The sequence below is a fragment of the Sorangium sp. So ce124 genome (genome assembly GCF_051525235.1).
Taxonomy (GTDB): domain Bacteria; phylum Myxococcota_A; class Polyangia; order Polyangiales; family Polyangiaceae; genus Sorangium; species Sorangium atrum.
Genome location: NZ_CP150312.1, coordinates 6,087,501 through 6,110,330, shown reverse-complemented (window position 1 = coordinate 6,110,330; position 22,830 = coordinate 6,087,501). Strand labels below are relative to the sequence as shown.

Annotated in this window: 18 protein-coding genes and 1 pseudogene; 5 read left to right on the top strand and 14 right to left on the bottom strand. The window is 72.2% G+C overall.

Annotated elements, in window-relative coordinates:
* Positions 1-304 precede the first annotated feature (304 nt).
* Complete coding sequence (locus WMF19_RS22860; protein ID WP_437901006.1) at positions 305-1,600, top strand: PAS domain-containing protein; 1,296 nt, start codon at positions 305-307, stop codon at positions 1,598-1,600.
* 112 nt (positions 1,601-1,712) lie between these two features.
* On the opposite strand, the gene WMF19_RS22855 is transcribed toward WMF19_RS22860, so the two are convergent.
* The 5 genes and pseudogenes from WMF19_RS22855 to WMF19_RS22835 form a co-directional block, all read right to left on the bottom strand.
* Positions 1,713-3,260 (bottom strand): Hsp70 family protein, encoded by a 1,548-nt coding sequence (locus tag WMF19_RS22855; protein WP_437901004.1) that lies wholly within the window; start codon positions 3,258-3,260, stop codon positions 1,713-1,715.
* A gap of 62 nt (positions 3,261-3,322) precedes the next feature.
* Positions 3,323-3,691, bottom strand: coding sequence for a Uma2 family endonuclease (locus WMF19_RS22850; protein ID WP_437901003.1), 369 nt, complete (start codon positions 3,689-3,691; stop codon positions 3,323-3,325).
* A complete protein-coding gene (locus tag WMF19_RS22845) occupies positions 3,631-4,452 on the bottom strand; it encodes a hypothetical protein (protein ID WP_437901002.1) in 822 nt (273 codons plus the stop codon). The genes WMF19_RS22850 and WMF19_RS22845 overlap by 61 nt, the downstream gene beginning before the upstream one ends.
* 246 nt (positions 4,453-4,698) lie before the next feature.
* Positions 4,699-5,780: pseudogene (locus WMF19_RS22840) on the bottom strand (NADH:flavin oxidoreductase/NADH oxidase).
* 63 nt (positions 5,781-5,843) lie between these two features.
* Positions 5,844-6,242, bottom strand: coding sequence for a PEGA domain-containing protein (locus WMF19_RS22835; RefSeq protein ID WP_437901001.1), 399 nt, complete (start codon positions 6,240-6,242; stop codon positions 5,844-5,846).
* A 141-nt stretch (positions 6,243-6,383) separates the two neighbouring features.
* On the opposite strand from WMF19_RS22835, the gene WMF19_RS22830 reads away from it, so the two are divergent.
* Both WMF19_RS22830 and WMF19_RS22825 read left to right on the top strand, forming a co-directional pair.
* Positions 6,384-6,671 (top strand): hypothetical protein, encoded by a 288-nt coding sequence (locus WMF19_RS22830; protein ID WP_437901000.1) that lies wholly within the window; start codon positions 6,384-6,386, stop codon positions 6,669-6,671.
* A 7-nt stretch (positions 6,672-6,678) separates the two neighbouring features.
* On the top strand, positions 6,679-7,116 hold the full coding sequence (locus tag WMF19_RS22825; protein ID WP_437900999.1) for an HNH endonuclease: 438 nt from the start codon (positions 6,679-6,681) through the stop codon (positions 7,114-7,116).
* Here the strand turns inward: WMF19_RS22825 and WMF19_RS22820 are convergent.
* On the bottom strand, positions 7,095-7,481 hold the full coding sequence (locus WMF19_RS22820) for a VOC family protein (protein ID WP_437900998.1): 387 nt from the start codon (positions 7,479-7,481) through the stop codon (positions 7,095-7,097). The two genes, WMF19_RS22825 and WMF19_RS22820, sit on opposite strands and share 22 nt — an antisense overlap.
* Before the next feature lie 284 nt (positions 7,482-7,765).
* Between WMF19_RS22820 and WMF19_RS22815 the strand changes: the two genes are divergently transcribed.
* Entirely contained in the window at positions 7,766-9,604 is a 1,839-nt protein-coding gene (locus WMF19_RS22815; protein ID WP_437900997.1) for a M2 family metallopeptidase, read from the top strand.
* 15 nt (positions 9,605-9,619) lie between these two features.
* On the opposite strand, the gene WMF19_RS22810 is transcribed toward WMF19_RS22815, so the two are convergent.
* The 5 genes from WMF19_RS22810 to WMF19_RS22790 all read right to left on the bottom strand — a co-directional run bounded on the left by WMF19_RS22810 (position 9,620) and on the right by WMF19_RS22790 (position 14,676).
* Positions 9,620-10,441 (bottom strand): GNAT family N-acetyltransferase, encoded by an 822-nt coding sequence (locus WMF19_RS22810; protein WP_437900995.1) that lies wholly within the window; start codon positions 10,439-10,441, stop codon positions 9,620-9,622.
* A gap of 291 nt (positions 10,442-10,732) precedes the next feature.
* Positions 10,733-11,305, bottom strand: a complete 573-nt coding sequence (locus tag WMF19_RS22805) for a hypothetical protein (protein WP_437900994.1) — start codon at positions 11,303-11,305, stop codon at positions 10,733-10,735.
* Between the two features lie 307 nt (positions 11,306-11,612).
* Positions 11,613-12,905 (bottom strand): cytochrome P450, encoded by a 1,293-nt coding sequence (locus WMF19_RS22800; protein WP_437900993.1) that lies wholly within the window; start codon positions 12,903-12,905, stop codon positions 11,613-11,615.
* Positions 12,906-13,035: 130 nt separating this feature from the next.
* Positions 13,036-13,389 (bottom strand): hypothetical protein, encoded by a 354-nt coding sequence (locus WMF19_RS22795; protein WP_437900992.1) that lies wholly within the window; start codon positions 13,387-13,389, stop codon positions 13,036-13,038.
* A gap of 600 nt (positions 13,390-13,989) precedes the next feature.
* On the bottom strand, positions 13,990-14,676 hold the full coding sequence (locus WMF19_RS22790) for a DUF1349 domain-containing protein (protein ID WP_437900991.1): 687 nt from the start codon (positions 14,674-14,676) through the stop codon (positions 13,990-13,992).
* Positions 14,677-14,770: 94 nt separating this feature from the next.
* Here WMF19_RS22790 and WMF19_RS22785 point away from each other — a divergent pair, with 94 nt between their 5' ends.
* A complete protein-coding gene (locus tag WMF19_RS22785) occupies positions 14,771-15,253 on the top strand; it encodes a hypothetical protein (protein WP_437900990.1) in 483 nt (160 codons plus the stop codon).
* A 19-nt stretch (positions 15,254-15,272) separates the two neighbouring features.
* On the opposite strand, the gene WMF19_RS22780 is transcribed toward WMF19_RS22785, so the two are convergent.
* The 3 genes from WMF19_RS22780 to WMF19_RS22770 all read right to left on the bottom strand — a co-directional run bounded on the left by WMF19_RS22780 (position 15,273) and on the right by WMF19_RS22770 (position 22,055).
* A complete protein-coding gene (locus WMF19_RS22780) occupies positions 15,273-19,871 on the bottom strand; it encodes a HEAT repeat domain-containing protein (protein WP_437900989.1) in 4,599 nt (1,532 codons plus the stop codon).
* 143 nt (positions 19,872-20,014) lie between these two features.
* On the bottom strand, positions 20,015-21,475 hold the full coding sequence (locus tag WMF19_RS22775; protein ID WP_437330648.1) for a hypothetical protein: 1,461 nt from the start codon (positions 21,473-21,475) through the stop codon (positions 20,015-20,017).
* A 235-nt stretch (positions 21,476-21,710) separates the two neighbouring features.
* A complete protein-coding gene (locus WMF19_RS22770) occupies positions 21,711-22,055 on the bottom strand; it encodes a hypothetical protein (RefSeq protein ID WP_437900988.1) in 345 nt (114 codons plus the stop codon).
* Positions 22,056-22,830 lie beyond the last annotated feature (775 nt).

Here is a 22,830-nt window from a genome sequence, read left to right as displayed (position 1 = left end):
AACCGCTTGACCAGGATGCCCGGCCTCCTGGGGGAGGGGCCCCGCCAGGTGCAGGCGAGTTTCCGCTGTGCCTACATCAGGCGCGAGCGAGCTACCTGACGCGACCCAATTCGACGCAGAGCGCAGGTCCCGCGCAGGTGTGAGCGCCACCACGCGCCCAATCGCTGAAAGTCGAGCTCAGCAAATCGGCTTGGCAATGCCGGACGGAACATGTAAGTGTCCGGCGTGTAATAGTGAATGTACACGACCTGAGCGAGATGGCCACTCGCGAGCTGAAAGGGTAGATCCGATGATCCCCGGGGGCATGGACATGGAGGGACTGCAGGCGGAGCTGGAGCGGCTCCGCTGCGAGGTCAAGGCGCTGGAGCAGCGCGCCCAGGCCGCGGAGGCGCAGGCGGCGCTGTATCAGGGCGTCTTCGAGCACCTGCCGGTCCCGTCGGCCCTCTACGGCGCCGACGGCGTACTTGTGGACATCAACCGGCGGAACCGCGAGATACTGGCCGTGCCGTCGAAGGAGGCCATGGTCGGCAAGCATAATATGTACGAGGACCCTGTCGCCATGGCGGGCGGATACACTGCCCACTTCGATCAGGTGATCCGGAGCGGCGGAGGCGTGATCATGGCGCCGACCGCGTACAACACGGCCGACGCCGGCCTCGAGCGCACCGAGGACCGCACCGTCTGGACCGAGACCAGGATGTCGGCGGCCGACGTGGGCGACGCGCGCTACGTGATCGGGATCAACCTCGACGTGACCGACAGGATGCGCGCCCAACAGGCGTACCAGGACAGCACGGCATTCGTCACCGCAATCGTGGAGCACGCGCCCAGCGCCGTGTACGTCAAGGATCTGAACGGCCGCTATGCGCTCGTCAACAGGCACTTCGAGCGGCTCATGGGCCTCTCCCGCGACGCGGTGCTCGGGCGCGCCGATCGCGACGTCATGCCCTCGGAGCTCGCCGAGGCTTTTGCGCAGTCGGAGCGGCAGGTCATCGCGACGGAGGCGCCGCTCGTCAAGGAGGAGCAGCTCCTGCTCGAGGGCCGCGTCCATTCCTTCGTGACGAACAGGTTCCCGCTGCTGGATTCACGAGGCAGGCTGCATGCGGTGTGCGGCATCTCCGTGGAGGTCACCGAAAGCCGTGCGGCCGAGGCCGAGGCTCAGCGGCTTCAGGACGAGATCATCCACCTGCAGGAGGCCAGGCTGCGCGCCCTCTCCACGCCGCTGCTGCCGATCGCGCGCGGCGTGGTGGTGATGCCGCTCATCGGCAACATCGATGCGCCGCGGGCTCAGCAGGTGCTCGAGATCCTGCTGGCGGGCATCGTCGCCCACCAGGCCTCGATGGTGATCCTCGACGTTACGGGCGTGCCGACCATCGACGCTCAGGTCGCGAGCGCGCTTGTGCGGACGGCGCGCGCGGTGAACCTGCTGGGCGCGCAGGTGCTCCTGACCGGGATCCAGCCCGCCATCGCGCGGACGCTCGTCGAGCTCGGGGCGGATCTGGGCGGGCTCCTGGTGCGGTCCACGCTCGATTCGGGCATCGCGTATGCCCTCTCGCCTCGCCCCGGTCGCGCGAGCGGGCAAGCCGCCCCGGGCGCGTGAGCGGGCAGGCCCGCGTGTCGTCGAGCGGAGGCGATCCCTTCGATGTGCGATCAGGAGTGCCCGTTGCCAGCGCCCCATGGGCGATCGCGAGCAACCCGGTACCAGCGCGCCCTCACGCCCCGACCTGGTAGACGCGCCGGTACCCTGCCTCCACGTCGGTGATCGTCACCTCGACGATCCCGTGCGAGGTGATCGCGTACTGCTCCTCGATCAGCGGCCCCTCGCTGCCCATGCGCTCGACGGTCACCCCGCCGAGCTCGGCCGCGCGATCGCGGAGCCGCCTGTCGAAGGGGAACACGACCTCGTTGAACGCCGTGATGTCGCCGTGGGGCACGCCGAGCCGGTCGAGCGCCGCGCACTCGACGAACCGGTAGCGGCCGACGTTGTGCGCCGCCCGGTACACGCGCCGCGAGACCACCGGCGCCTCGTGGCTCGACGGGATGCGCGCCTCCCGGTCGAAGATCGGGTCGAAGACCACCTCGTCCCCGCCGCTGCCCTCCCGGAACACCCCGAAATGGCGCGAGAGCCGGTCGGAGAGCTCGAAGCCCGCGTCCTCGTCGACGGCGATGGCCAGGCCGATCGCGATCGCCGCCGAGGGGTAGGGGGAGCGATGGACGCGGCGCCCGAAGCGCTCGCGCAGCGTCCGCGCGACGACGGGCAGCGAGCTCGCGCCGCCGACCACGTAGATCCCCGCGATGTCGGCGAGCGCCTCGCCTGCGCCGGCGTCGAGGCGCGCGATCACCGGCTGCATCGCCGCGATGGTCGACTCCACGAGGGGCACGCACCGGTCGTAGTAGTCGGAGGTCGCGATCGTCACCTCGCGGGCGGGCGAGAGGTCGCCCAGGCAGGCCTCCAGGTCGATCACGATGCGCCGGGAGTTCGGGTTGAGCCGCTCCTTCGCCTCGCGGCACTGGTCCGCGAGCGCCGCGAGCGCGCGCGCCGGCAGGTCCTCGTGCTCGATCTTGCCGGCGTCGAGCGCCATCGAGGCCAGCGCGGCGTCGAAGTCGTCGCCGCCGAGGTGGTTCAGGCCCGCGGTCGTCACGGCGTCGTGGCTGCGCCCGGTCATGTGGACGAGCGACGCGTCGAACGTCCCGCCGCCGAGGTCGTAGACGACGATGTGCTCGCGCTTCGACGTGATGGTGCTGCGGTGGCGGTGCGTGTACTCGAAGCCGGCGGCCGACGGCTCGTTCAGGAGCGCGATGACCTCGAAGCCGGCGCGGCGGAACGCGTCGAGCGTCACGAACCGCTGCGACCCGTGCGCGTTGGCCGGGGTCGCCACGACCGAGATGAGGCGCCCGTCGTCGTCTTTCTTGGGCCGGTTCGACCGGTTCAGCACGGCGTCGCGGAGCGACCGCAGGAACAGGGTCAAGAGATCGAGCACCCGGAGCTTCGTCCCGCCGATCTCGACCTCGACGTCGGGCGACGCGCGCGGGCCGGAGAGCACGCGCTTGAACGACCGGAGCACCGTCCACTCGGGGTCCGAGGCGACCGCGAGGGCGTCGAAGCCGAACCGGAGCTCCCCCCGCCGCTCGGCGGCCACGGAGGGGTAGAAATCCACGGTGTCCCCCGCCGCGTCCTGGAAGCTGACGACAGGGTAGTTCCCGCGATCGCAGCACGCGACCACGGTCCGTGTGGTTCCGAAATCGATCCCGAGGCGCAAGGTGGGGTCTCCTCCGGCCCCATGCTGCCACATCCGGCCGCCCGCGGTGAAACTCTGCGAGGTCAGTCGGCTTCCAGCGCGAAGGCTCCGTCGTAGATGGCATCGACCGAGACCTGCGCGCCGTTCGCCAGGGAGATCGTGTCGCCACGCTCGAGCACGCGATACCGCCAGGAGCCCTCCCCCTCGCGTCGATAGTGCTCGATACGCACGTGCCACGGTGAGACGAGAAGGTAGTCCGTCAGGCAGGGGAGGCGCTGGTACCCCTCCCACTTCTCGCCCCGATCGAAGGCCTCGGTGCTGCGCGAGAGCACCTCCACGATGGCAGTCGGGTTCGAGAGGACGTCGCCGGTGCCTGGCTCGGCCGTGAAGCTCAGCTCATCGGCTCGCCTTCCTCCGCGTCGGCCCAGAGCACCTCGCGCTCGTACACCCACCCGCTCGCGGACAGCTCCAGGAAGACCAGCGCGAGCTCCGCTTCATGGCCGCCGACGCAACCATCGAGCGCGTGATGCCGATCCACGACAGCTGCCAGTCGCCGCGGGCCGTCGCCCCGCCGTGCAGCAGGTGCTCCGCGCTGCAGCTCGTCTCGGACGTGCCCCGGTGTGCGGCCGCCGAGGCGCTCCTCGACGAGCTGCTCGGCTTCTCCGCCGAAGAGCACCCGTGGGACCGTGAATTCGTGGCTGCCGAGCCCCTGGAACACGGCGAGGATGTCCAGCACGCCGAACGCGCCTGCCAGGGGCTCGAGGCGCGCGGCGTCGGCGGCCCTCCACAGATCCCGGTGTACGAGCGTCGCGAGATCGATGTCGCCTGGCTGCGGCGGCGCCTCTCCGCGCACGCGCTGGACGAGCGCCGCCCATCCGGCCCCGAATGGGGCGCTGTCGAGCGCGCAGCCGCGCAGGTGATCGAGGCGCATCCGCCCCACTGGCCCCGTGTGCTCGGCCCCCTCGCGCGCCCGCTCCTCGAGGGCGTCCGGGGGCATGACGCCTTCGGACGCGGCCCACGCGAGGGCCCGCCGCGCGGGAACGTAGACGTATCGGCGCTCTCCTCGCTCGAAGAGGATCAGGTTGCGGCGCTGGTACTGCCAGAACCACTGGCTCACCCCGAGGACAGACCACGAATCGAAGAGCCCTGGAGGGTCGATGCGCACCGTATCGAGATCGCCCGTCGTCCAGTGACGCTCCTGGGACCCGAGCATCAACGCGGTCAGCGGCGTGTCGGAGGTGGTGACATCGTCGGCAGCGCGGCGGTGCGAGCCCTCACGGCGGGGCTCCCCGTGAGGGGCCGGCGTCCTGTAGCAAGTATGGCTGACCCGCGAGGGTGCAGGTCTCGATGGCTCGACCGCGCGCCCGCGCAGCGCTTCCCACAACCATCGACGGACGCTCCATCGATCCCCCATCGGTCGAAGATAGCTGCGGACGAGGGGACGGCCAGCTTCCCCTGTTCAGCGCTTGAGCCAGTGCCCGTAGGGCGGCGGGAGGACGCGGAACGGCTGCTCCACTCCGAGCTTCTTGGCCGCGTGATAGGCCCAGTGCGGGTCGTCCAGGAGGGCGTGCGCCAGCACGATGAGGTCCGCCTGGCCCTCCTTCAAGGCTGCTTCGGCCTGCTCGGGCTCGTTGATGAACCACCCCGCGGCGACCGGCAGCCCCGCTTCCTTCCGGATGCGCCCGGCGTGCGGGAGCAAGAAGCCAGGGCCCCAGGGGATCTTCGAGAGATCGGGCACGGCGAACCCGTGGCTCGCGTCGAGAAGATCGAGGCCGGAGGCCTTGAGCCGCCTCGTCAGCTCGATCGACTCCTCGACCGTGACGCCGCCGTCCACCCAGTCCGTGATCGAGAGGCGGATCGTCAGCGGCAAGCGCTCCGGCCAGACGTTTCGCACCGCCTCGAACGTCTCGACCAGGAAGCGGATCCGGTTGTCGAACGACCCCCGTACTCGTCGGTGCGCGCATTGGCGAGCGGCGAGTAGAAGCTGTGCGCCAGATAGCCGTGCGCGAAGTGCAGCTCGAGCCACTGATAGCCCGCCTCGCGTGCCCGCCGCGCGGCGGCGACGAAATCGCCCTTCACGCGCTCGATGTCGGCCTTCGACATCTCCCTCGGCACCTTGGGGAGGTTCGCTCCGAACGCCTTCGCCGAGGGCGCCAGCGTCTCCCATGCGCCCTCGTCCTGCGTGAGGTGATCGTCGCCCTCCCAGGGCCGGTTGGCGCTCGCCTTCCTCCCCGCGTGCGCGAGCTGGATCCCGGCGACCGCGCCCTGCTCCTTGACGAACGCGACGATCCGCTGGAGAGGCTCGATCTGCCCGTCCTCCCACAGACCGGCGTCTCCGGGGCTGATGCGGCCTTCCGGGGATACCGCCGTCGCCTCGGCGATCGCCAGGCCGACTCCGCCCCTCGCCATCGAACCCAGATGAACGAGGTGCCAGTCGGTCGCGTACCCGTTCCTGGAGGAGTACTGGCACATGGGAGAGACGACCACGCGGTTGCGCAGCGTCACGTCCTTCAGGCGAAAGGGCTCAAATAACCTCGTCACGGAGACCTCCTTGTCAAGCCGGCGCAGCTTTGCACGCCTCCGCTCCCCGCGGGATGCATGACGCTACTTTTTCTCGCCCTGCTTGTCGCCCGTCGCGCCGCCGCTCGCCTCCACGAGGGAAGGTGGCGGGTCCGACTGGACCGTCTTCGCGTCGCCGGGCTCGAGCGTCACCATCATGGTCCGGTTGCCGCGCTCCGGGTCCACGAACGTCACCTCGTGCGACCCGGGCGCGACCTTGCGCCCCGAGATCGGCGTCGTCCCGATGGGCTTGCCGTCCAGCAGGATCTCGGTCGGCTGCGCGGCGATCACGTCGAGCATCGGCGCGTCGTCGAGCGGCGGCTCGGGCTCCGGCTCGGGCTCGGCCGCGATCGGCGCGGGTTGCGGGGGCTCCGGTGGCGGCTTCGGGGCGCCGCCGCAGCCGGCGATGGCGAGCGTGACGAGGAAGGTGGAGGTGCGAAGCATGGACGCGAAGCTAGACAGGAAACGCGCGGGAGGAAATGGTGAGGGCGACGCCTCGCGCGAGCTCGCGCGGCGGCAGCCCGCGGCCAGGCGCCGCGCAACCCGGGGGATCCCCCGGAGACGGCGGTGTGCTACCGTCCCTCCATGGAGCCACCGCGAGCCGGCGCCGGGAAGGAGACCGCCATCCTCAGCCGCATCATCCGCCCCGAGCGGGATGATCTCTCTCCGGAAGCTGCCCGATCGATCCTGCAGCTCGCCTTCGACGAGCAGGATCGCGCGCGGATGCACGAGCTCGCCCAGAAGGCGCAGCTCGGCGACCTCACCGCGGAAGAGCAGGCCGAGCTCGATGGATACTGCCGCATCGGGCGGCTCGTCGACCTCATGCACTCGAAGGCGCGGCGATCGCTGAAGCGGGCCGGGCTCGCCGCGTAGACCCGGGATGGACGCCGCGCTCGTCGCGTCCGTCACCCGACGCGCACACGCCGTCTGCGAATATTGCCAGCTCCCGCAAGCGGTCTCGTCGATCCCGTTCGAGATCGATCATATCGTGGCGCAGAAGCACGGCGGCCCGACAGTTCTGGAGAACCTCGGGCTGGCGTGCTTCTACTGCAACAGCCACAAGGGCCCCAACATCGCCGGGATCGATCCGGCGTCGGGCCGGATCGTCAGGCTTTATCACCCGCGCAAGGACAGGTGGAACAAGCACTTCCGCTGGGATGGGCCGCTCCTCGTGGGCCTCTCTCCCGTCGGGCGCGCCACCCTCGCCGTGCTCGTCATCAACCACCCTGATGCGATCACCTTGCGAGCTTCTCTCATCGAGGAGGGGCTCTTTCCCCCGACCGAGCGATCGCTCGGTCACCCGCCGCCGCTGCCGTAAGGGCGGGTGAGGATCTCGAGGAAGTGCCCGGCTGGATCGGGGAAGTAGACCCCGCGCCCGCCGTCATGGTGGTTGATCTCCCCGGGGTGCTGCGCTCTGGGATCTGCCCAGTAGGGGATCTGGCGTTCGCGGATTCGACCGAAGATCTCGTCGAACTCGGCCTCGCTGACCAGGAAGGCAAAGTGCTGGGAGCGGATCTCGCCAGGGGTGTCCATGAAGTCGAGCGTGACGTCGTTGTCGAGGCGCACCGTCAAGAAGTGCCCGAACGGCACCGGCGCCGAGAGGCCCAGGATCTCGGTCAAAAAGGTGGCGGATGTCGTCTTGTCCCGCGCCGGGACGATGGTGTGATTGAGCTGGACGGCCATGCTCGCTTCCTCCCTTCCGTGGGCGGTTGCCCATCTCCGGCAGATCTTGAGCGATCTCGCGGCGAGGAGCCACCTCCAGGCCTGGCGCGATGAGCCGGATCGAGCGGACTTTGCCGACTCTCGGCCCTCGCCGCGGCGCGCCCGAGAGGATTGCTGGAGCCGGCGAGCGGCCTTAGGAGCCCCACCAGGATCGCGGCGCCGAAGCGCACCCCGCGCCCTCTGCGCGTCCGGGGTGGAGGGACGGTTTTACGCCGGAGCTGACCGCGATCGAGGAGCGGCGAGAAATGGTGCGCATTCCGATGTTCGTCGTCGCCTTGCCCTGCAGCATGCTCGCGCTCACGGCGGCCTGCTCCGATCCCGCCCCGCCCACGTCGCCCGTGGCGCCGAAGCCCACCGACCCGGCGGTGGAGGAGGCCGCCCGGTTCATCGATGCGGCCGAGGCGGAGCTGCACGAGCTCAGCACCTACAACAACCGCGCGGCGTGGGTGGCCGCGACGTACATCACCGTCGACACCGAGATCCTCTCGGCCGCGGCGAGCGCGAAGCTGCTCGGGGTGCAGGCCGATTACGCGAAGCGGGCCGCTCGCTACCTCGCCCTCGATCTGCCCTATGACGTCCGCCGCCGGCTCGAGCTCCTGCGAACGTCCCTCACGCTCTACGCACCCGCCGATCCCGCGAAGACGAAGGAGGTCGCGACCATCGCGTCGAGGCTGGAGGCGATGTACGGAGCGGGCAAGTACTGCCCGGCGAGCGGCCAGTGCCTCGATCTCGAGCAGCTGAGCAGGATCCTCGCGACGAGCCGCGACCCCGAGGAGCTGAAGCGGGCGTGGGTCGGCTGGCACACGGTCTCTGTCCCCATGCGCGGCGATTTCACGCGGCTCGTCCAGCTGGCGAACGAGGGCGCCCGCGAGCTCGGGTTCAAGGACACTGGCGACGCGTGGCGCTCGAAATTCGAGATGCGGCCCGGCGTGCTGTCGCGGGAGGTCGATCGCCTCTGGGGGCAGGTCAAGCCGCTCTACGACGCGCTCCACTGCTACGCGCGGGGCCGGCTCGCCGCGAAGTACGGCGAGGACGTCGTGCCCGGCGCGGGCCCGATACGAGCGGATCTGCTCGGCAACATGTGGGCGCAGGACTGGAGCAACGTCTACGATCTCATGGAGCCCGAGGGCGCCGCGCCGATCTACGATCTCGACGCGGCGCTGCAGGCGAAGGGGTACACGCCGATCGAGATGGTGAAGACGGGCGAGCGCTTCTTCGTCTCGCTCGGCTTCGAGCCGCTCCCGGCCACCTTCTGGGAGCGGTCGCTCTTCGTCAAGCCGGCGGATCGCGACGTCGTCTGCCACGCGAGCGCGTGGAACATCGACGACGAGGAGGATCTGCGCATCAAGATGTGCATCGAGATCACGGCCGGCGACTTCCAGACGATCCACCACGAGCTCGGCCACAACTTCTACCAGCGGGCGTACAATCACCTGCCGCTCCTGTACCGGGACAGCCCCAACCCCGCGTTTCACGAGGCCATCGGCGACACGATCGGGCTCTCGGTCAGCCCGGAGTACCTCCAGCGGATCGGGCTCGTGGACCAGCTGCCCCCCGCCTCCAGCGACCTCTCGCTCCTCCTCCGCGAGGCCCTCGGCAAGATCGCCTTCCTGCCGTTCGCCGTCGCGGTCGACCGGTGGCGGTGGGGGGTGTTCGCGGGGGACATCCAGCCGGCGGGATACAACGAGGCCTATTGGGAGCTCCGGAAGAGGTACCAGGGGGTCGCGCCGCCGGTGCCCCGCTCCGAGTCGGACTTCGATCCTGGCGCGAAGTACCATGTGGCGGCGAGCGTCCCGTACATCCGGTACTTCTTCGCCCATATCCTCCAGTTCCAGTTCCACCGCGCGCTCTGCGAGGCAGCGGGGTACAAGGGGCCGCTCCACCGCTGCACGATCTACGGCAGCGAGAAGGCCGGCGAGCGCCTCCGGCGGATGCTGGAGATGGGGCGGAGCCGCCCTTGGCCGGATGCGCTCGAGGTGGTGACGGGATCGCGGCGGATGGATGCGGGGGCGATGCTCGACTACTTCGGGCCGCTCAAGGACTGGCTCGACCAGCAGAACCGCGGCAAGACGTGCGGGTGGTAGGCGGGGCGCGCGGGATCAGGCCTGCGGCGGCGGCAGGTAGTCCGGCGGCGGCGTGTAGAAGGCGAAGCGCGTGACCGCGTGGTAGCCCATCGCTTCGTACACGGGCCGCCCCAGGTCCGTCGCGTGGAGGACGGTCCGCTGGGCGCCGGTGGCGCTCAGCGCGTCGTCGAGACAGCAGCGCATCACCGCCTCGGCGTAGCCTTTGCGCCGGTGCTCGGCTGCGGTGGCGACGAAGCCCACGTACCGGATCCCCTCCACCATGAACGTCGCCGCGCAGCAGACCGGCTGGTCGCCGACGTAGCCGACCCGCCCGAACGCCCGGTCGTCCCACAGCGCCTCGTGGGCCAGGGCGGCGCGCCCGATGGGGAGCGGGAGGCTGTACGCGGTGGAGTTGAGATCGGCGACCGCGGCGCGCGTCTCGGCGTCGTCCACGCGCCTGAGCTCCAGGCCGGCGATCTCCCGCCGCGGGGTGGGGAGCGCCTCGGCCACCATGCCCATGATCGACACCGCAGGCTGGAAGCCGAGCCCGGCCAGGAGCTCGGCGCTCGCGTCCGCGTCACCGCCGGGCGCCCAGCTGTCGGACAGCGCGAAGAACCAGGGAACGCCGCCGGCCCGGGCGAGCTCGGCGCCGATGCGCACGCGGCGTTCCAGATCCGTGAGGTTGCCGGCCGGCGAGGAGAGCGTGGCGATGTTGAGCAGGGCCATGCCCGTGCCCGAGAGGATGGCGGAGACGCCGTCCGTCTGCTCGATCCGGTGGCCGGGGAGGCAGCGGCTGAAGTGGATCCAGGCGGCCAGGAACTGCGCGTTGCACTCTGCGATCTCGTTCGGGTCGGACATGGGAGACCTCCTCTGGACGGAGATATACAGGGCCGGGCGCCCCGGCGATCGAGCTTTCGCCGTCGGGCATGCGGGCCCGCGGCGCTGCTGTGGTTTTCGGCCCGGCAGCGGCAGAGCGCTCTGGCCGGGCGGGATGACCCGATCGAGATTGGATTGACGGATCAGGGCGCTGGATGCGACGAAATCAGCGCGAAGGCGCCAATCCCAGAGGACGCGGACCGGAGAGCGGGGTCGCGCCGACGGGCGCGAGGGGGCCGAGGTCCGCGCCGCTCGTCCCTGCCTCGGACGGCCTCACGGCTTGACCGACCCCAGCGTGTGGCAGTTGTTGCACGAGAAGTCGCCATTGCCGGTCGTGGGGTCGTACTGGACGCGCTGGAGCAGGCTGGCCATCTCGGGCACGACCTTCTCGAACATGAAGGTGCTCCACTCCGCGCGCTCGGGGTGCTCCGGGTCTTGCACGTACTCGAGGAACCCCTCCTCGGTGTCGGGTAGCACGGCGATCTCCGGGCTCGGCATGGCGTAGGCGCGCGTGGCCCCGTCGGCGCCATGGCACGTCGTGCAGTCCATGGTCTCGAACGCCGGGTCGTACGCCACGAACACCTCCTTCATCCGCGGCAGGACGTCGCTGTTCATGTACGCGACGCGCTGCTCGAAGCTCATGTCCTTCCACGCGGTCGGCTCCGGATCGCCGGAGTCCTCCGCGCCACCGCACGCGGCGACGAACAGGCACGCTGCCATCGAGACGCGCCTCACGACCGCGCTGCGTGTCCTCGTCCGGTGATCGGAAGGCGGCGCGTGATCCGGCTGCCCCTGCGTCGTCCTCGCGTCGTTGGTGGCCGGTTCCGCGGTGATCATGGATCGCATGTCGTGTCTCCTCCTGGGTCGAGCTGGTTCGAAGCGGGTGGTCCGGACGGCACTGACCGGATGCGCCCTGGTTCTACCGTCACGACGAACGGGCGGACCCGAGATCGACACGCTCAGCGATGTTTTTTTGCTGCCGCGATCTGTCGTCAACTGCTTGAAACTGCTGGGTCATGAGCGCGCCATGGCGGCGAGCCTCCACGTCGACCGACGTCGGCTGACGTCCACTGGCGCCGGCTGATATCGACTGATCTCGACCGACGCGGACCGGGGCAGGGGCAGGGATGCTCTCCTGATCCCCGGGACGCGGTCACGCCGCGCCGAGCGTCACCGGCACGGCCGTGGGCTTGCGGAAGAACAGGCTGGGCGCGTAGCTCGGCCGCGCCGCGGCGGCGAGGCGCAGGCCGGGGAACGCCGCGCGCAGCGCCTGCACGGCGCACCTCACCTCGATGCGCGCGAGGGGAGCGCCGATGCACGTGTGGACCCCCCAGCCGAAGCCGAGGTGCCGCCCGCGCGGGGTGGCGACGGGACGGGTCACGTCGAACCGCTCCGGGCTCGGGAAGACCGCGGGGTCGTGGTTGGCGGCCCCGAAGAAGGCGAACGCCGTGGCGCCCGCGGGGATCTCGACGCCGCCGACGACAGCGGGTGCCGTCGCGCGCCGCGGCTCCATCTGCACGGGCGCGTCGATCCGGAGCGTCTCCTCGATCGCCGCCTGGAGCAGCGCCGCGTCGCCGCCGATGGCGTCCCAGAGCGCGGGCGCCTCGAGCAGGCGGAGCACGAGCGAGCCGATCAGGCTCGCGACGGTCTCGTAGCCGGCGAAGAACAGGACGATGAGATGGGAGATCATCTCGTCGACCGACAGCGGCGCCTCGCCGTCGACGTGGGCGCCGATCAGGGCCGTGATGAGGTCGTCGGCGGGCTCGGCGCGGCGCCGCTCGATGAGAGCGGCCAGGTAGCGCTCGTAGGAGACGAACCGCCGCGCCGCCTCCACCTTTCGCGCCGTGTCGGCCGCCGGATCGTAGAGCGTGAACCGCTCGTCCTGGCAGGCCCTGAGCAGGGGCGCGTCCTCGAGCGGTATCCCGACGAGGGCGGCGCTCATCTGCAAGGGGAGCGGGAAGGCGAGCGCCTGCATCAGATCCACCGGCCCGCCGCCGAGGTCCATGGCGCGCACCAGCTCGTTTGCGGCCTGAGCGATCGACGGCTCGAGGGAGGCGACCCTCGCCGGCGTGAACCCCTTGGAGAAGAGGGCCCGCGCGCGCGTGTGCCCGGGAGGGTCGTTGTTGAAGAGCGCCGGCGGCATCTCGTAGACGCCCTGCTTGAGCTCGGCGACCACCTCCGGCGGCAGATCCGGCGGCAGGTCGAGGATGTGCGCAGAAGAGAACAGGACCGGCTCGCGGAGCACCTGCGTGAGCTCGGCGTGGCCCGTGACGAGGTAGGCGGAGAACGCCTCGCTGTAAGCGACCGGCGCCTCCCGGAGGGCCGCCTGATAGAACGCGCGCGCGGGGTCGTCTGCATAGCCCGGCGAGAAGGGCTGGAACAGCGCGCCGACCCGGCGCGCGCTCTCGCTGACCGGCGTCCCGTGAGGGGTGTTCTCGTCAGGCATCGATCCCGAGCGTACCGGGTCCGGCGAGCGAGGGAAACAGCCCGCGAGCACGGCGCCGCCTCGATCTCGACCCGGCGGTCACGCTCGGCCGGGCTCTCCCGCCGCGCGCGACCGCCTGATGGGATGGGATCTAGAGGTCCTGGATGTAATCACATCCGATGCTTCTGCCGAGGTTGTGACAGTGGATGGCGGTCTCCGGCGCCAGGTCGAAGCGATGGATGTTCGGAGTCCGGTAACAAGTGGACTGGTCATTGCCGACGATCAGATATGCCCACCGCCTCCCCGTCGGGGTGGGGCCCGACATCGTGCAATCGAGCCTGGTCCCTGCCATGAAGCCGTTCACGATCGCTTGCTCGGTCTCGCCGGCTTCTTCGCTGTCGCCCGGCGGATCCATGGAACCCATGCACGCAGAGCCGGTGACGCAGACGAGCCCTGTCACCAGCGCCATGCCGAGCCAGCTCTGGAGATTGCGACGATTGCTCATACTCCCCCTCTTTCTACGACGGAGGCTCGTCGCGGTGGCGCCCCGGTGGTCACCGTTCGCGAGCCTCGTCGGATTCACGAGCAAGAGCTATGCTCGGGGCGTCTGTCACCCGACGCTACAGCGTCACTGGCCTCGCTTCAGATATCGAGACATCTCCGCTCTCGGGGCAAAATCGTGCGACAGGGGCACGGAGAACATCCCGAGAGACAGGGAAACGAGCGACATCGACGAAGGATAAGGTCGCCAGGGACACGGAGCCTGGCGACAGGACATGGAGAACGCCGCCAGGGACACGGAGTCGAGCGATATGGAGAGGGAGATCTTGGCCAGGGACAACGACCGGAGCCCTGGCGACCTGCGGCGTCGGCGCCAGGGACACGGAGACCGCCGTCAGGGCCGAGGCATGGCGGGCCGGGGGCCGAGGTATGGCGGGCCAGGGACGAGGTCCGGCGTGCCGGGGACAAGACGCGACGTGCCAGGGACACCCGGGAGCGCCTTCGCCTGTCCCTGACGCCGGCCGTCACGCCGGATCGTGCGCGAGCACGGGCGCCGCGGGGGAGCGCGCCGGAAGAGGCCGCGCGCCATCGCGCGACCCGCGCTTCACAGCACGTGCGGGAGCGGCAAGGCGAGCCCGCTGAGCGGCGGCATCTGGCCCGCGCGCGCCAGCGCATCGCCGTACGCGGCGTCTCCGCTGCGGAGGTCGCCGAGCCGGCGCGGCGCGAAGCGGATGTCGTCGAAGGCCGCGGTGCAGCCGTCGCCTGCCGGCGACTGGGCCGAGAAGCCGACGGCGAGCTCCGCCGTGCTGCCCAGCGAGAAGCTGCGGACGAGGTGCCATGTCGTCCCGTCGGTGGAGGCGTGGAACGCGCACACCCGCCCGAGCCGCGAGACGCGCAGCCAGACGTGATCCGCGTCGACCTCGAAGGATCGGCGGTCGTCCGACAGGCCGCGGGTCACCACGGAGACGACCGTCGGGGCGCCCTCCGGCGAGAGCTCGAAGCAGAGCTTCGCCCACGAGCGCTCGTGCGCCCAGAGGAGCAGCACGCCGGCGTCGCGCACCGCCGAGAAGCCCACGGTCACCCGCGCGCTGGCAAGGAAATCCCCGTGCGGCGTCCCGAGCAGGCGCGGCGCGTTCAGGGCGCCCCGGGTGCGCTCCGGATCGAGGAACAGGTCCGTCTTGCCGCCTGCTGTGACGGTCAGGCTCGACGTTTTCCCGGCGCTCCAGCTCCTGGGCGGTACCTCCCAGCGGAGTGGTGTGGGCCACGGCGTTAGGTGCACAGGTTCGCTCACCTCGTATCCCTCCCCTGCATCGCGTCGATGGTACCGGAGTGTGCTCCTGTATTGTCGTGGAATCGTTTCGGTGTGTATGGAGGATCTCGGTTCCATGCGAATTACCGTCTTTCTGGTCTCCTGCTGCTTGGTTGGAATCCTGACGGGATGTTTGAAACCGAGGCACGGACCGCCCGAGTTCCTGCTCGGTGCGACGGCGGTTCAGACGTCGCCCGGTCGCGATGGTCATCGAAACGAGACCTCCGGCGCCGGGGTCACCGGCACCGGGTACGCGGACGCCGCGATCGCCCTCGCCGGTGCGGCCGGGTCGACCGTCGCAAACCGCGCGGTGTACGACACGTGTTACGCGGCGTGTCCGACCGGGACGGCGTGCGACGCAGCCACGGGGATGTGTGTGCGGCAGCCGTGCGGAGGGAAGTGTCCGGCCGACTACCGGTGCAGGGTCGTCGAGGGGAAGGAGGCGTGTGTCCTCGGTGAGCCCGACCGCGGCGTGGTGTCGCCGCCGGCCGCGCCCGGGGCAGGGGAGCTCGGGCCGGGAGGGGCGCCCGGGGATGCGCCGGGGCCGCGCGTGAACTGAGGAGCGGCGGCCGGCTCGATCACCGCCCCTCGATCCGCCTCATCACCTCTGCATAGACGTCGCGCCGGTCCGGCCGCGCGCGGCCCAGCGCGTCCTTGAGCGCGGGGATCGCCGGGGCGCCCACGTGCCCGAGCCCCTCCGCGGCCGCGCGGCGGACGACCGCGTGCGGGTGCAGGAGCAGGCCCACGATCGCGGGGAGCGCGGGCGGCCACGGCGCAAAACAGAGGATCCGGATCGCCGAGCGGACCACGTCCGGCAGCGGATCCGAGAGGAGCGCGCACGTCGCGCGCAGGTAGGCGGCGCGATCCACCGCGTCGCGGAGCAGCCGGTGCGCGTGGAGCCGCACCCGCGGACGTCGATCGCCGAGCAGCTCCACGAGCAGCGCCGCGAGCTCCCCGTCGGGCGCCCCGGCCAGCGCCGAGAGCGCCCGGCGTGCCTGCTCCGCGTCCCCTGCGCGCGCGAGCCGCACGAGCTCGTGCCGCGGCGGACCCCGGTCGCTCGCCTCGGGCGCGCGCGGCTCGGGGCGCGCGCGCAGCGCCTCCAGCGCCCGCGCGTCCTCGGCCGCGCGTCCCCCTCCGGGCGGCCGGAGCGGGCCGTCGTCGAGGGAGAGCCGCCCGGCCAGATCGGCGCGCCCCTCGGCGCGGAGGCGCTCCGCCACGGCCTCGAGCTCCGGCGTCCGGAGCAGCCGCTCGCCCGCGATCAGATCGAGGTAGCCCCACCCGCCCTGCCGGAGACGATCGAGCAGGCGAGCCGCCCGCGCGTCGGGCGCGACGCGGCGGATCGCCTGGGCCGCCGCCGCGCGCGTCCCCGGCGCGCCCGACTCCCACCACGAGAGCAGCTGCGGGAACAGGCGCTCCGCTTCCGGCGGCATCAGCAGGTCCGCGAGGCGCGCCGCGCGCTCCCGGCGCGCCTCGTCGGCCGGGTCGCCCCGGAGCTCTCCCTCGGAGAGATCGAGCAGCGAGGACGCCAGGGAGGGCAGCCCCGGGGGGTCCACGCCATCCATGTCGCCGCGCAGGTAGGCCTGCAGCGCGGCGGCGCGGGCGTCGGGCTCCGGCCACGAGAGGAGCGCGACGGCGGCCTTGCTCCGGAGCTCGGGCGCGGGCGCGGCCAGCATCGACAGGAGGCGCTCGCGGAGCGCGGCCGAGCGCGGCTGGTCGAGATCGGACGGCCGGGGCACCCGCGCGTCGCCGCGCGGCGCGGCCGCCTGCTCGGCGAGGGTCCAGGGCGGCGCGCCGATCGGCTGGAGCGCCTCCATCCAGTCGAGCAGCGCCGGCCGCGCCGCCTCGGCCGCGGCCGGGAACACCTCGATGAGCGCGGCGAGCTGCGCGCGCGAGCCGAGGCCGCCGCGCGGCGCCGCCCGGAGCGCCGCGAGCGCCGCCGGATCGAGCGCCGCGGCCCGGAGCGCAGCCCGCCACGCGGCCGCGCCCTCGGGATCCTCGCCGTCGCCCGCCTCGGCCGCCGCCCCGAACGCCTCGCGCAGGATCGCCGGCTCGGCCGTCCACGGATCGGCGGCGGCGCGCGCCATCGCGAGCGCCTGATCGACGTCGGCGCGCCCGAGGATCGCCCCGCACCGCCGCAGCAGCGCGAGCGGCGAACGGCGCGCCCCCGGCGCCGGCGCGAGCCCGCGCACGCGCGCCGCGACGCCGAGCGCCTCGGCGCGCGCGAGCTCGGGCGCCGCCTCCTCGAGCAGCGGGAGCAGCCCGTCGCGCAGATCGGCCGCCGCCGCCGCGAGCCCGTCGAGCAGCGCCGCGGCGTGCCGGGCGTACAGGCGCGCCTCCGCGGGCGACCACGGGGCGGTGGACACGCGGGCGATCAGCCGGAGCGCCGCGTCGCGCAGCGCCGGCTCGCCCGCTGCCAGGCGGAGCCACTCCGGCGTGAGCGTCCGCAGGGCGGCGAGCCACCGCTGCGTCAGCGCCGCCTGCCGCTCGAGCAGGCGCCGCGCCGTCGCGTCGTCCCAGCCATCGCGGGCGAGCGCGGCAGCGAGCGTGTCCGCGTCGTCCGGGGGAGGCGCCGCGCCCGGGCGCCCTCGCTCGCGGGCGGGGAGGCCGTGCGCCTCGAGCTCCACGGCGAGCTCGCCGGCGGTCCCGGAGACGAGGGCGATCTCGCCGTCGAGCACCCGCTCGAGCAGCCGCGCCGCCGCGGCCGAGCCCTGGCGGAGCCCGCCCCGGATCGCCTGCGCCGACAGCTTGCCGCTCAGGGCGTCGAGCAGCCGGTCGCGGGCGCGCTCGTCCTCCACGGCCCCTGCGGCGGCGAGGATCGTCGCCTCGCAGGCCGGCCCGACGATCGACCGCAGCGCGGCCTCGAGCGCCGCGCGCAGCCCCGGGTTGTCGTGACGGCCGAGCCAGAAGACGAGCTTCGGAACGGCCTCGGGCCCGCCCGCCCGCGCCAGCGCCTCGGCCGCCGTCTTCTTGATGCCCATGTTCGGGTGATCCAGGCACGCGGCGATGGCGGGGCACGCCCAGCGCGCCCCCATGCCCCCGAGCGCGCGCAGCGCCTGCCGCGCCGTCTGCACGTCGCCCGCGCCCGTGAGGAGCGTCAGGCTGGCCGAGAGCGCCTCGACGCCGTCCTCGGCGAGCAGCGCGATCACGCGCTTGCGCACGCGGGGATCGCGGTGGCGGAGCAAGCGCGGGACGCGCGAGCGCGCGGCCTGACCGCGCGCCGACCGCAGCAGGTCGACGAGGAGCGCGCGCTCGCCCGCGGACACGCCGGGTCGGTCGAGGAGCTCGAGGGCGAGGCTCGCGAGCAGCGCGTCGCCGGCAGCGCGCTCGCTCGCGGCGTCGAGGAGGCAGGCAGGCCGGATCTTCCGGCGCTGGTGGAGCCGCCGCCCGAGGCCGCGGATCGCCTCCGCGACATCGTCCGGGATCGCCGGCTCCGCGGGTCGCGCGGGGCCCGTGTCGAGGTCGCGATCGGGCGGCTCGGCTGGCCCGCCGGGGATCCACGCCGCGGCGAGGTCCGCCGCGATCCGGAGCAGCAGATCGGCGATCGCCGGGAGGGCGCTCGCGTCGCCAGCGCGCGCGAGCGCCCTGAGCGCGTCCGCGGGCGTGCACCGCTTCACCGCGCGCTGGAGGACGGCGAGCTCCGCCGCCTCGGGCGCGCCGAGGTCGGCGGCGATCTCTGCCGGCAGGTCCCGTGGGTTCAGGCGGGCGACGAGCGCGCGCCGCTCCGCCGGATCCTCCGTCAGGTGCCAGAGCAGCGCCACGGCGCGATGGCGCTCGCCGCGGAGGTGCGGGACGATCGCCGCGTCGCCCTGGCCGAGCGCGGCCCGGAGCGCGTCCGCCGTGCGCGGGCCGCCGATCGCGGCGAGCGCCTCCAGCGCCGCGGCGGGCGCGCGCGGCAGGGCGGCGAGCACGTCGTCCTCCGCGGCCGCGTGGCGCAGGGCGCCCAGCGCGCGCAGGAGGGGCGCGGGCGAGGGCGCGTCGCGGAGCTTCTCGGCGAGCGCGTCGCCGAGCGGGAGATCCGCCGCGCCCTGCCGCGCCATGGCGACGATGATCTCGGCGCGGCGCGGCCAGCTCGCGTCGCTGCCCGGCGCCGCGGCGAGCGCCGACAGGAGCGCACGCCGGCAGGTGAAGGCGATCGCCGCGACGTCCTCCGCGGCGATCGCGGGATCGGCGAGGGCGAGGTCGAGCAGGGCCGCCGCGTGCTCCGGGGCGGGGAAGTGCCCGCGCCGGTGCAGCGCGCGCAGGCAGGCGATCGCGCTCGGGCCGAGCAGCAGCGGATCGCCCGCCGCGACGTTCAGGATGGCGCCGACGTCCTCGCGGGTCGCGTGCTCGCCGAGGAGCGTGAGCGCCCGCTGCCGGAGCCGCGGCGGCGCGTCCTCGCGCGAGACGAACGCGCGGAGCGCGGCGCCCTCGCCGTGGCGCGCCGCCGTCTCCAGCGCGGCGGCGGCCACCTCGGGGGCGCCGCCGAGGAGTTGCCCCAGGCGCGCGCCCTGGAGCGGCCCGCCGGCGAGGACGGCCCAGGGCTCGGCGAGCTCGCGCAGGGCGGCGGCGACGATCGCGGGCGCCGGCGCGTCGAGCAGCGCGGCGAGCACCGCGCGCGCCTGCTCCGGCGCGAGCAGCGCCGCATGCAGGCAGCGCCGCGTGAGGTCGAGCGCCGCGGCCGCGAGGACCGGCTCGCGGCGCGCCGCGAGCTCGGGGAGGAGCGCCTCGGGGGCGGGGATCTCGGCCGGATCGAGCGCGTGGAGCGCCTGGTAGAGGAGCTCGCCGGCGGGCTCGCCGCGGACGGCCTCCGGCCGCGTGAGGATCTCGGTCCGGAGCCACGCGACGCGAACGGCGGCGGGGAGCGAGGCCTCGCGCCACGCCGGGAGGCGCTGATCCGGGAGGGAGGGCCAGAGCTCGCGGTAAAGCCCGGCGAGGAGCAGCGCGACCTCCGGCGTCCTGTCCAGCGTGCGCGGGAGCAGCGCCGCGAGCTCTCGCCGCCCTGCGCTGCCCTCGCGCCCTGCGGCCTGGGCCATCCGCGTGAGCCCGAGGTACCGCACGCGCTCGTCGTCGTGCTTCACGAGCCGGGGGAGCATCTCCTTGCTGCAGCGCGCTTCATCGACGCGCTCGACGTGCTCGGCGAGCCACCGCACGTCCGCGCGGCGGAGCGCCGCGGCGAACGTCTCGTCCAGGTGCACCATGGCGGCGCCATCGTAGACCGGCGCGCGGCGGCGCGGCGCCGGCAAAGCGACGGCCGGCGCCTCGTCACCGAGGCCGTCGGCGCGCGGTCACCGCGACGGCCAGCGCCTCGTCACCGAGGCCGTCGGCGCGCGGTCGCTCCGGGTCACTCCGACGGCCTGCTCCCCGTCACGGCAGCGCGCGACAGGTTCAGCAGCGCCTTCGCGCGCGAGTACGCGATGTACGGGTTGTCCGTGGAGCCGCCCAGATCGTCGGCGTCTTCCCCTGGGCCCTGCGCCCTCACCGGGAGCCAGAGGTAGTCGGGGTGCAGCTGCTTGCCGTTGATGCCGTTGACCAGGGAGGGGTTCTTGATCCACTCGCCGCCGAGCACCGCCAGCCGATCGTCGAGCTCGAGCACGTAGTGGAGCTCCACGTTCAGGACCGGGATGTTGCGCTGCGCGGGGGGCAGGAGGAGCTGCTCGGGGCTCACCTCGTCCGAGACCATCCCGTAGCGCCCGCTGACGCGGACGAAGCGCCTCGCGTACGGGTTGAACCGGTAATTGTAGCAATCCGCCCCCTGGAACCCGCCGTTACACACGAGCCGCGCTGCCTCCTGCGCGCTCACCTCCGTCATCGTGTCGATGGCGAACGAGGTGACCGGGTAGCTCCACACCTCGCGGTGCCAGGTGTAATCGACGACGAAAGCGCGCCGCGCCCGCGCGCTCGACGGCGAGCTGATGGAGCTCGCGCCCAGCCCGAGGAGGCCGGTCATGGCGATGTGCATCGTCCCGGGGTTCAGGTCGCGGCACGCCGGGTCGACGGGCCTGCCGTACTGATCGCGCTGGACGAGGTCCTCCCGCGTCTCGCAGCGCCGCCCGGACACCGTGGCCGAGTCGCTGTGGTACAGCTCGGTCATGAGCGCCTCGATGTCGGCGGTGCGGAACAGGATGCACCCCGTCTCGACCGAAGCGCACGTCGTCACCTTGCCGCCCGAGAGCTTCACGCGGATGTCGTGCTGCGGCGGCCCGCCGTCCTCGGCGACGACGTAGGCCGCCCAGCCGTTGCAGTGTCCCCACCAGTACTCCGGGGTCACCCCTTGATACAGGCCGTGGTTCTTGAGCTCCCAGTAGGTCGTCGGCCCCGCCACCTGCGTCGCCCTGGGAGCGCGCAGCCCCTCGGCCCGGCCCCCCTCCAGCGCGATTGCGCCCGCGGGCGGAGCGAGGGACCGGCCCTGTCCCGCGTAGAACAGGAGATCGTACTTCTCGGCCGGCGAGAGGTTGTCTGGATCGGACGTCAGATCGCCGTAGTCCTTGACCGCGGAGTTCCACCGGTCGGCGATTCCGTTCTTGTTCTGCGGCCACCACTGCGAGGCGAAGGGGCCCCCGGACTGGCCTTGCAGCAGGCTCGAGTTCAGCGCCACGTACGACCCCCTGAGCTCCGGATGCAGGCTCGTGGGCAGGTTCGCGCCGTCGATGGGCTCTCGCGTCCCGGTCAGCGGGATGAGGAGCTCGTGCGAGCCGCCGAGGATCTGCCCGGTCTCCGGCGAGAACCCGAGCACGTACGGTATCGTTCCACCCTCGATGAAGCGCGCCGTCTCCGGCTGCGCGCCGCTCTGGAGAGCGGCCACGCCTTCGCGTGGCGGCTCTTGTTGATCCAGGTCCATACAGCCCAGCGCGAGAACCGCTGAGCCCACCGCGATTGCACCGATGCGCATTGTCATGGCCGCTCCCCCCAGACGCCTACCCCGTGCCACCTGGGTCGCCGGTGTCTGCAGAGGTCAGGCCAGCGGAGAGGAGGATGCGTCGCGCAAACGATGCACGCGCGCGGTACGTGCGCGCAGCCGTGCTGCATTGAAGGTCTCGTTAGTCCTTTGCGTACTCCTTTGCGCTCGGGTGTATGCGCTCCAGACGGCCGACGGTGCGCTCACGCGCCTCTGGCCCGCGCACGGTGAGCGCCCACGGCGGGCTTTCGCCCGGGATGGTCTCCTGCGGCGTCACGTCCTCGTGCGAGCCGAGGTCGTGGCGCGCCAGCTCGGCCCGCACGCCGGGTCCGGCGGCTGGCGCGCCGCGCGCCGCGCCAGCAGGCACGACAGCAGGCACGACGTGCTCGCGCCCCGGGCGGTCTGTCGTGACGTGGCGGGCGGCCGGTACCTCGGACGTTTCGGCGCCGCCGTTTCGGCGCCGCACCAGGTGATGAGGCCGGCTCATGAGGCGCGGGCGATACCGCGCGCACGAGACCGCCCGGCCGCGCCGCGGGCCCGTTGACACCTTCCTGAAACATAGATAAGTTCACCGTCGCACGTCGGCGGAAACGCAGGCGGAAGCCGAGATCCTGAGCAGCGAAACCGCTGCGCCTTCGGATCGCTTGCCCGGCCGGCCACGGCAGGTCGGCAAGCGAACCGGATCGATCCAGTGGAAAGAAAGGGTTGACAGGTTCGAGGTGGGCCGTTAAAAGGCCCGCCCCGAGCTGACGGACCAGCAGCTGAGCAGCGGAAGCGCTGCGGCTCTGGGCCGCTTGCCTGACGATGCTGACGATGAGTCCGGCATCCGACGAGCGAGCAACCCGATCAGCGAGTCAGCCTTCCTCGTTCAAACTCCTCGAAAGAGGGCGCGAAAGAAAGGGTTGACAGGTTCGAAGCGGGTCGTTAGAAAGCCCGCCCTCGAACTGGCGGAGCAGGAGCCGAACAGCGGAAGCGCTGCCGGCCTGGGCCGCTCGGTTGTTGGTGGTTGTAACAAGTCGACCTGCTCGAAAGAAAAGGTTGACAGCTTCGAGGCAGGCGGTTAGAAAGCCGGCCCCGAAACGACGGAGCTGGAGAGTCGGCAAGCAAAGGCTTGTGTCTCTCTGGGCCGATCGATGCCAGCCTCAGCGAGAGGCGAGCGGCGCGACGAGGCGACCCAAAAGGGGAGCCACAGTCGAGCCGGCTCGGCCGGAGGCAGGCGCGGATTGCGGATGGTCGAGGTGAGCTGGTCTCTCCTCCTCGGT

Coding starts and splice junctions, on each gene's coding strand:
- WMF19_RS22860 (WP_437901006.1), top strand. CDS start 305: ATGGACATGGAGGGACTGCAGGCGGAGCTGGAGCGGCTCCGCTGCGAG.
- WMF19_RS22845 (WP_437901002.1), bottom strand. CDS start 4,452: ATGCTCGGGTCCCAGGAGCGTCACTGGACGACGGGCGATCTCGATACG.
- WMF19_RS22835 (WP_437901001.1), bottom strand. CDS start 6,242: ATGCTTCGCACCTCCACCTTCCTCGTCACGCTCGCCATCGCCGGCTGC.
- WMF19_RS22830 (WP_437901000.1), top strand. CDS start 6,384: ATGGAGCCACCGCGAGCCGGCGCCGGGAAGGAGACCGCCATCCTCAGC.
- WMF19_RS22825 (WP_437900999.1), top strand. CDS start 6,679: ATGGACGCCGCGCTCGTCGCGTCCGTCACCCGACGCGCACACGCCGTC.
- WMF19_RS22820 (WP_437900998.1), bottom strand. CDS start 7,481: ATGGCCGTCCAGCTCAATCACACCATCGTCCCGGCGCGGGACAAGACG.
- WMF19_RS22815 (WP_437900997.1), top strand. CDS start 7,766: ATGGTGCGCATTCCGATGTTCGTCGTCGCCTTGCCCTGCAGCATGCTC.
- WMF19_RS22810 (WP_437900995.1), bottom strand. CDS start 10,441: ATGTCCGACCCGAACGAGATCGCAGAGTGCAACGCGCAGTTCCTGGCC.
- WMF19_RS22805 (WP_437900994.1), bottom strand. CDS start 11,305: ATGCGATCCATGATCACCGCGGAACCGGCCACCAACGACGCGAGGACG.
- WMF19_RS22800 (WP_437900993.1), bottom strand. CDS start 12,905: ATGCCTGACGAGAACACCCCTCACGGGACGCCGGTCAGCGAGAGCGCG.
- WMF19_RS22795 (WP_437900992.1), bottom strand. CDS start 13,389: ATGAGCAATCGTCGCAATCTCCAGAGCTGGCTCGGCATGGCGCTGGTG.
- WMF19_RS22785 (WP_437900990.1), top strand. CDS start 14,771: ATGCGAATTACCGTCTTTCTGGTCTCCTGCTGCTTGGTTGGAATCCTG.
- WMF19_RS22780 (WP_437900989.1), bottom strand. CDS start 19,871: ATGGTGCACCTGGACGAGACGTTCGCCGCGGCGCTCCGCCGCGCGGAC.
- WMF19_RS22770 (WP_437900988.1), bottom strand. CDS start 22,055: ATGAGCCGGCCTCATCACCTGGTGCGGCGCCGAAACGGCGGCGCCGAA.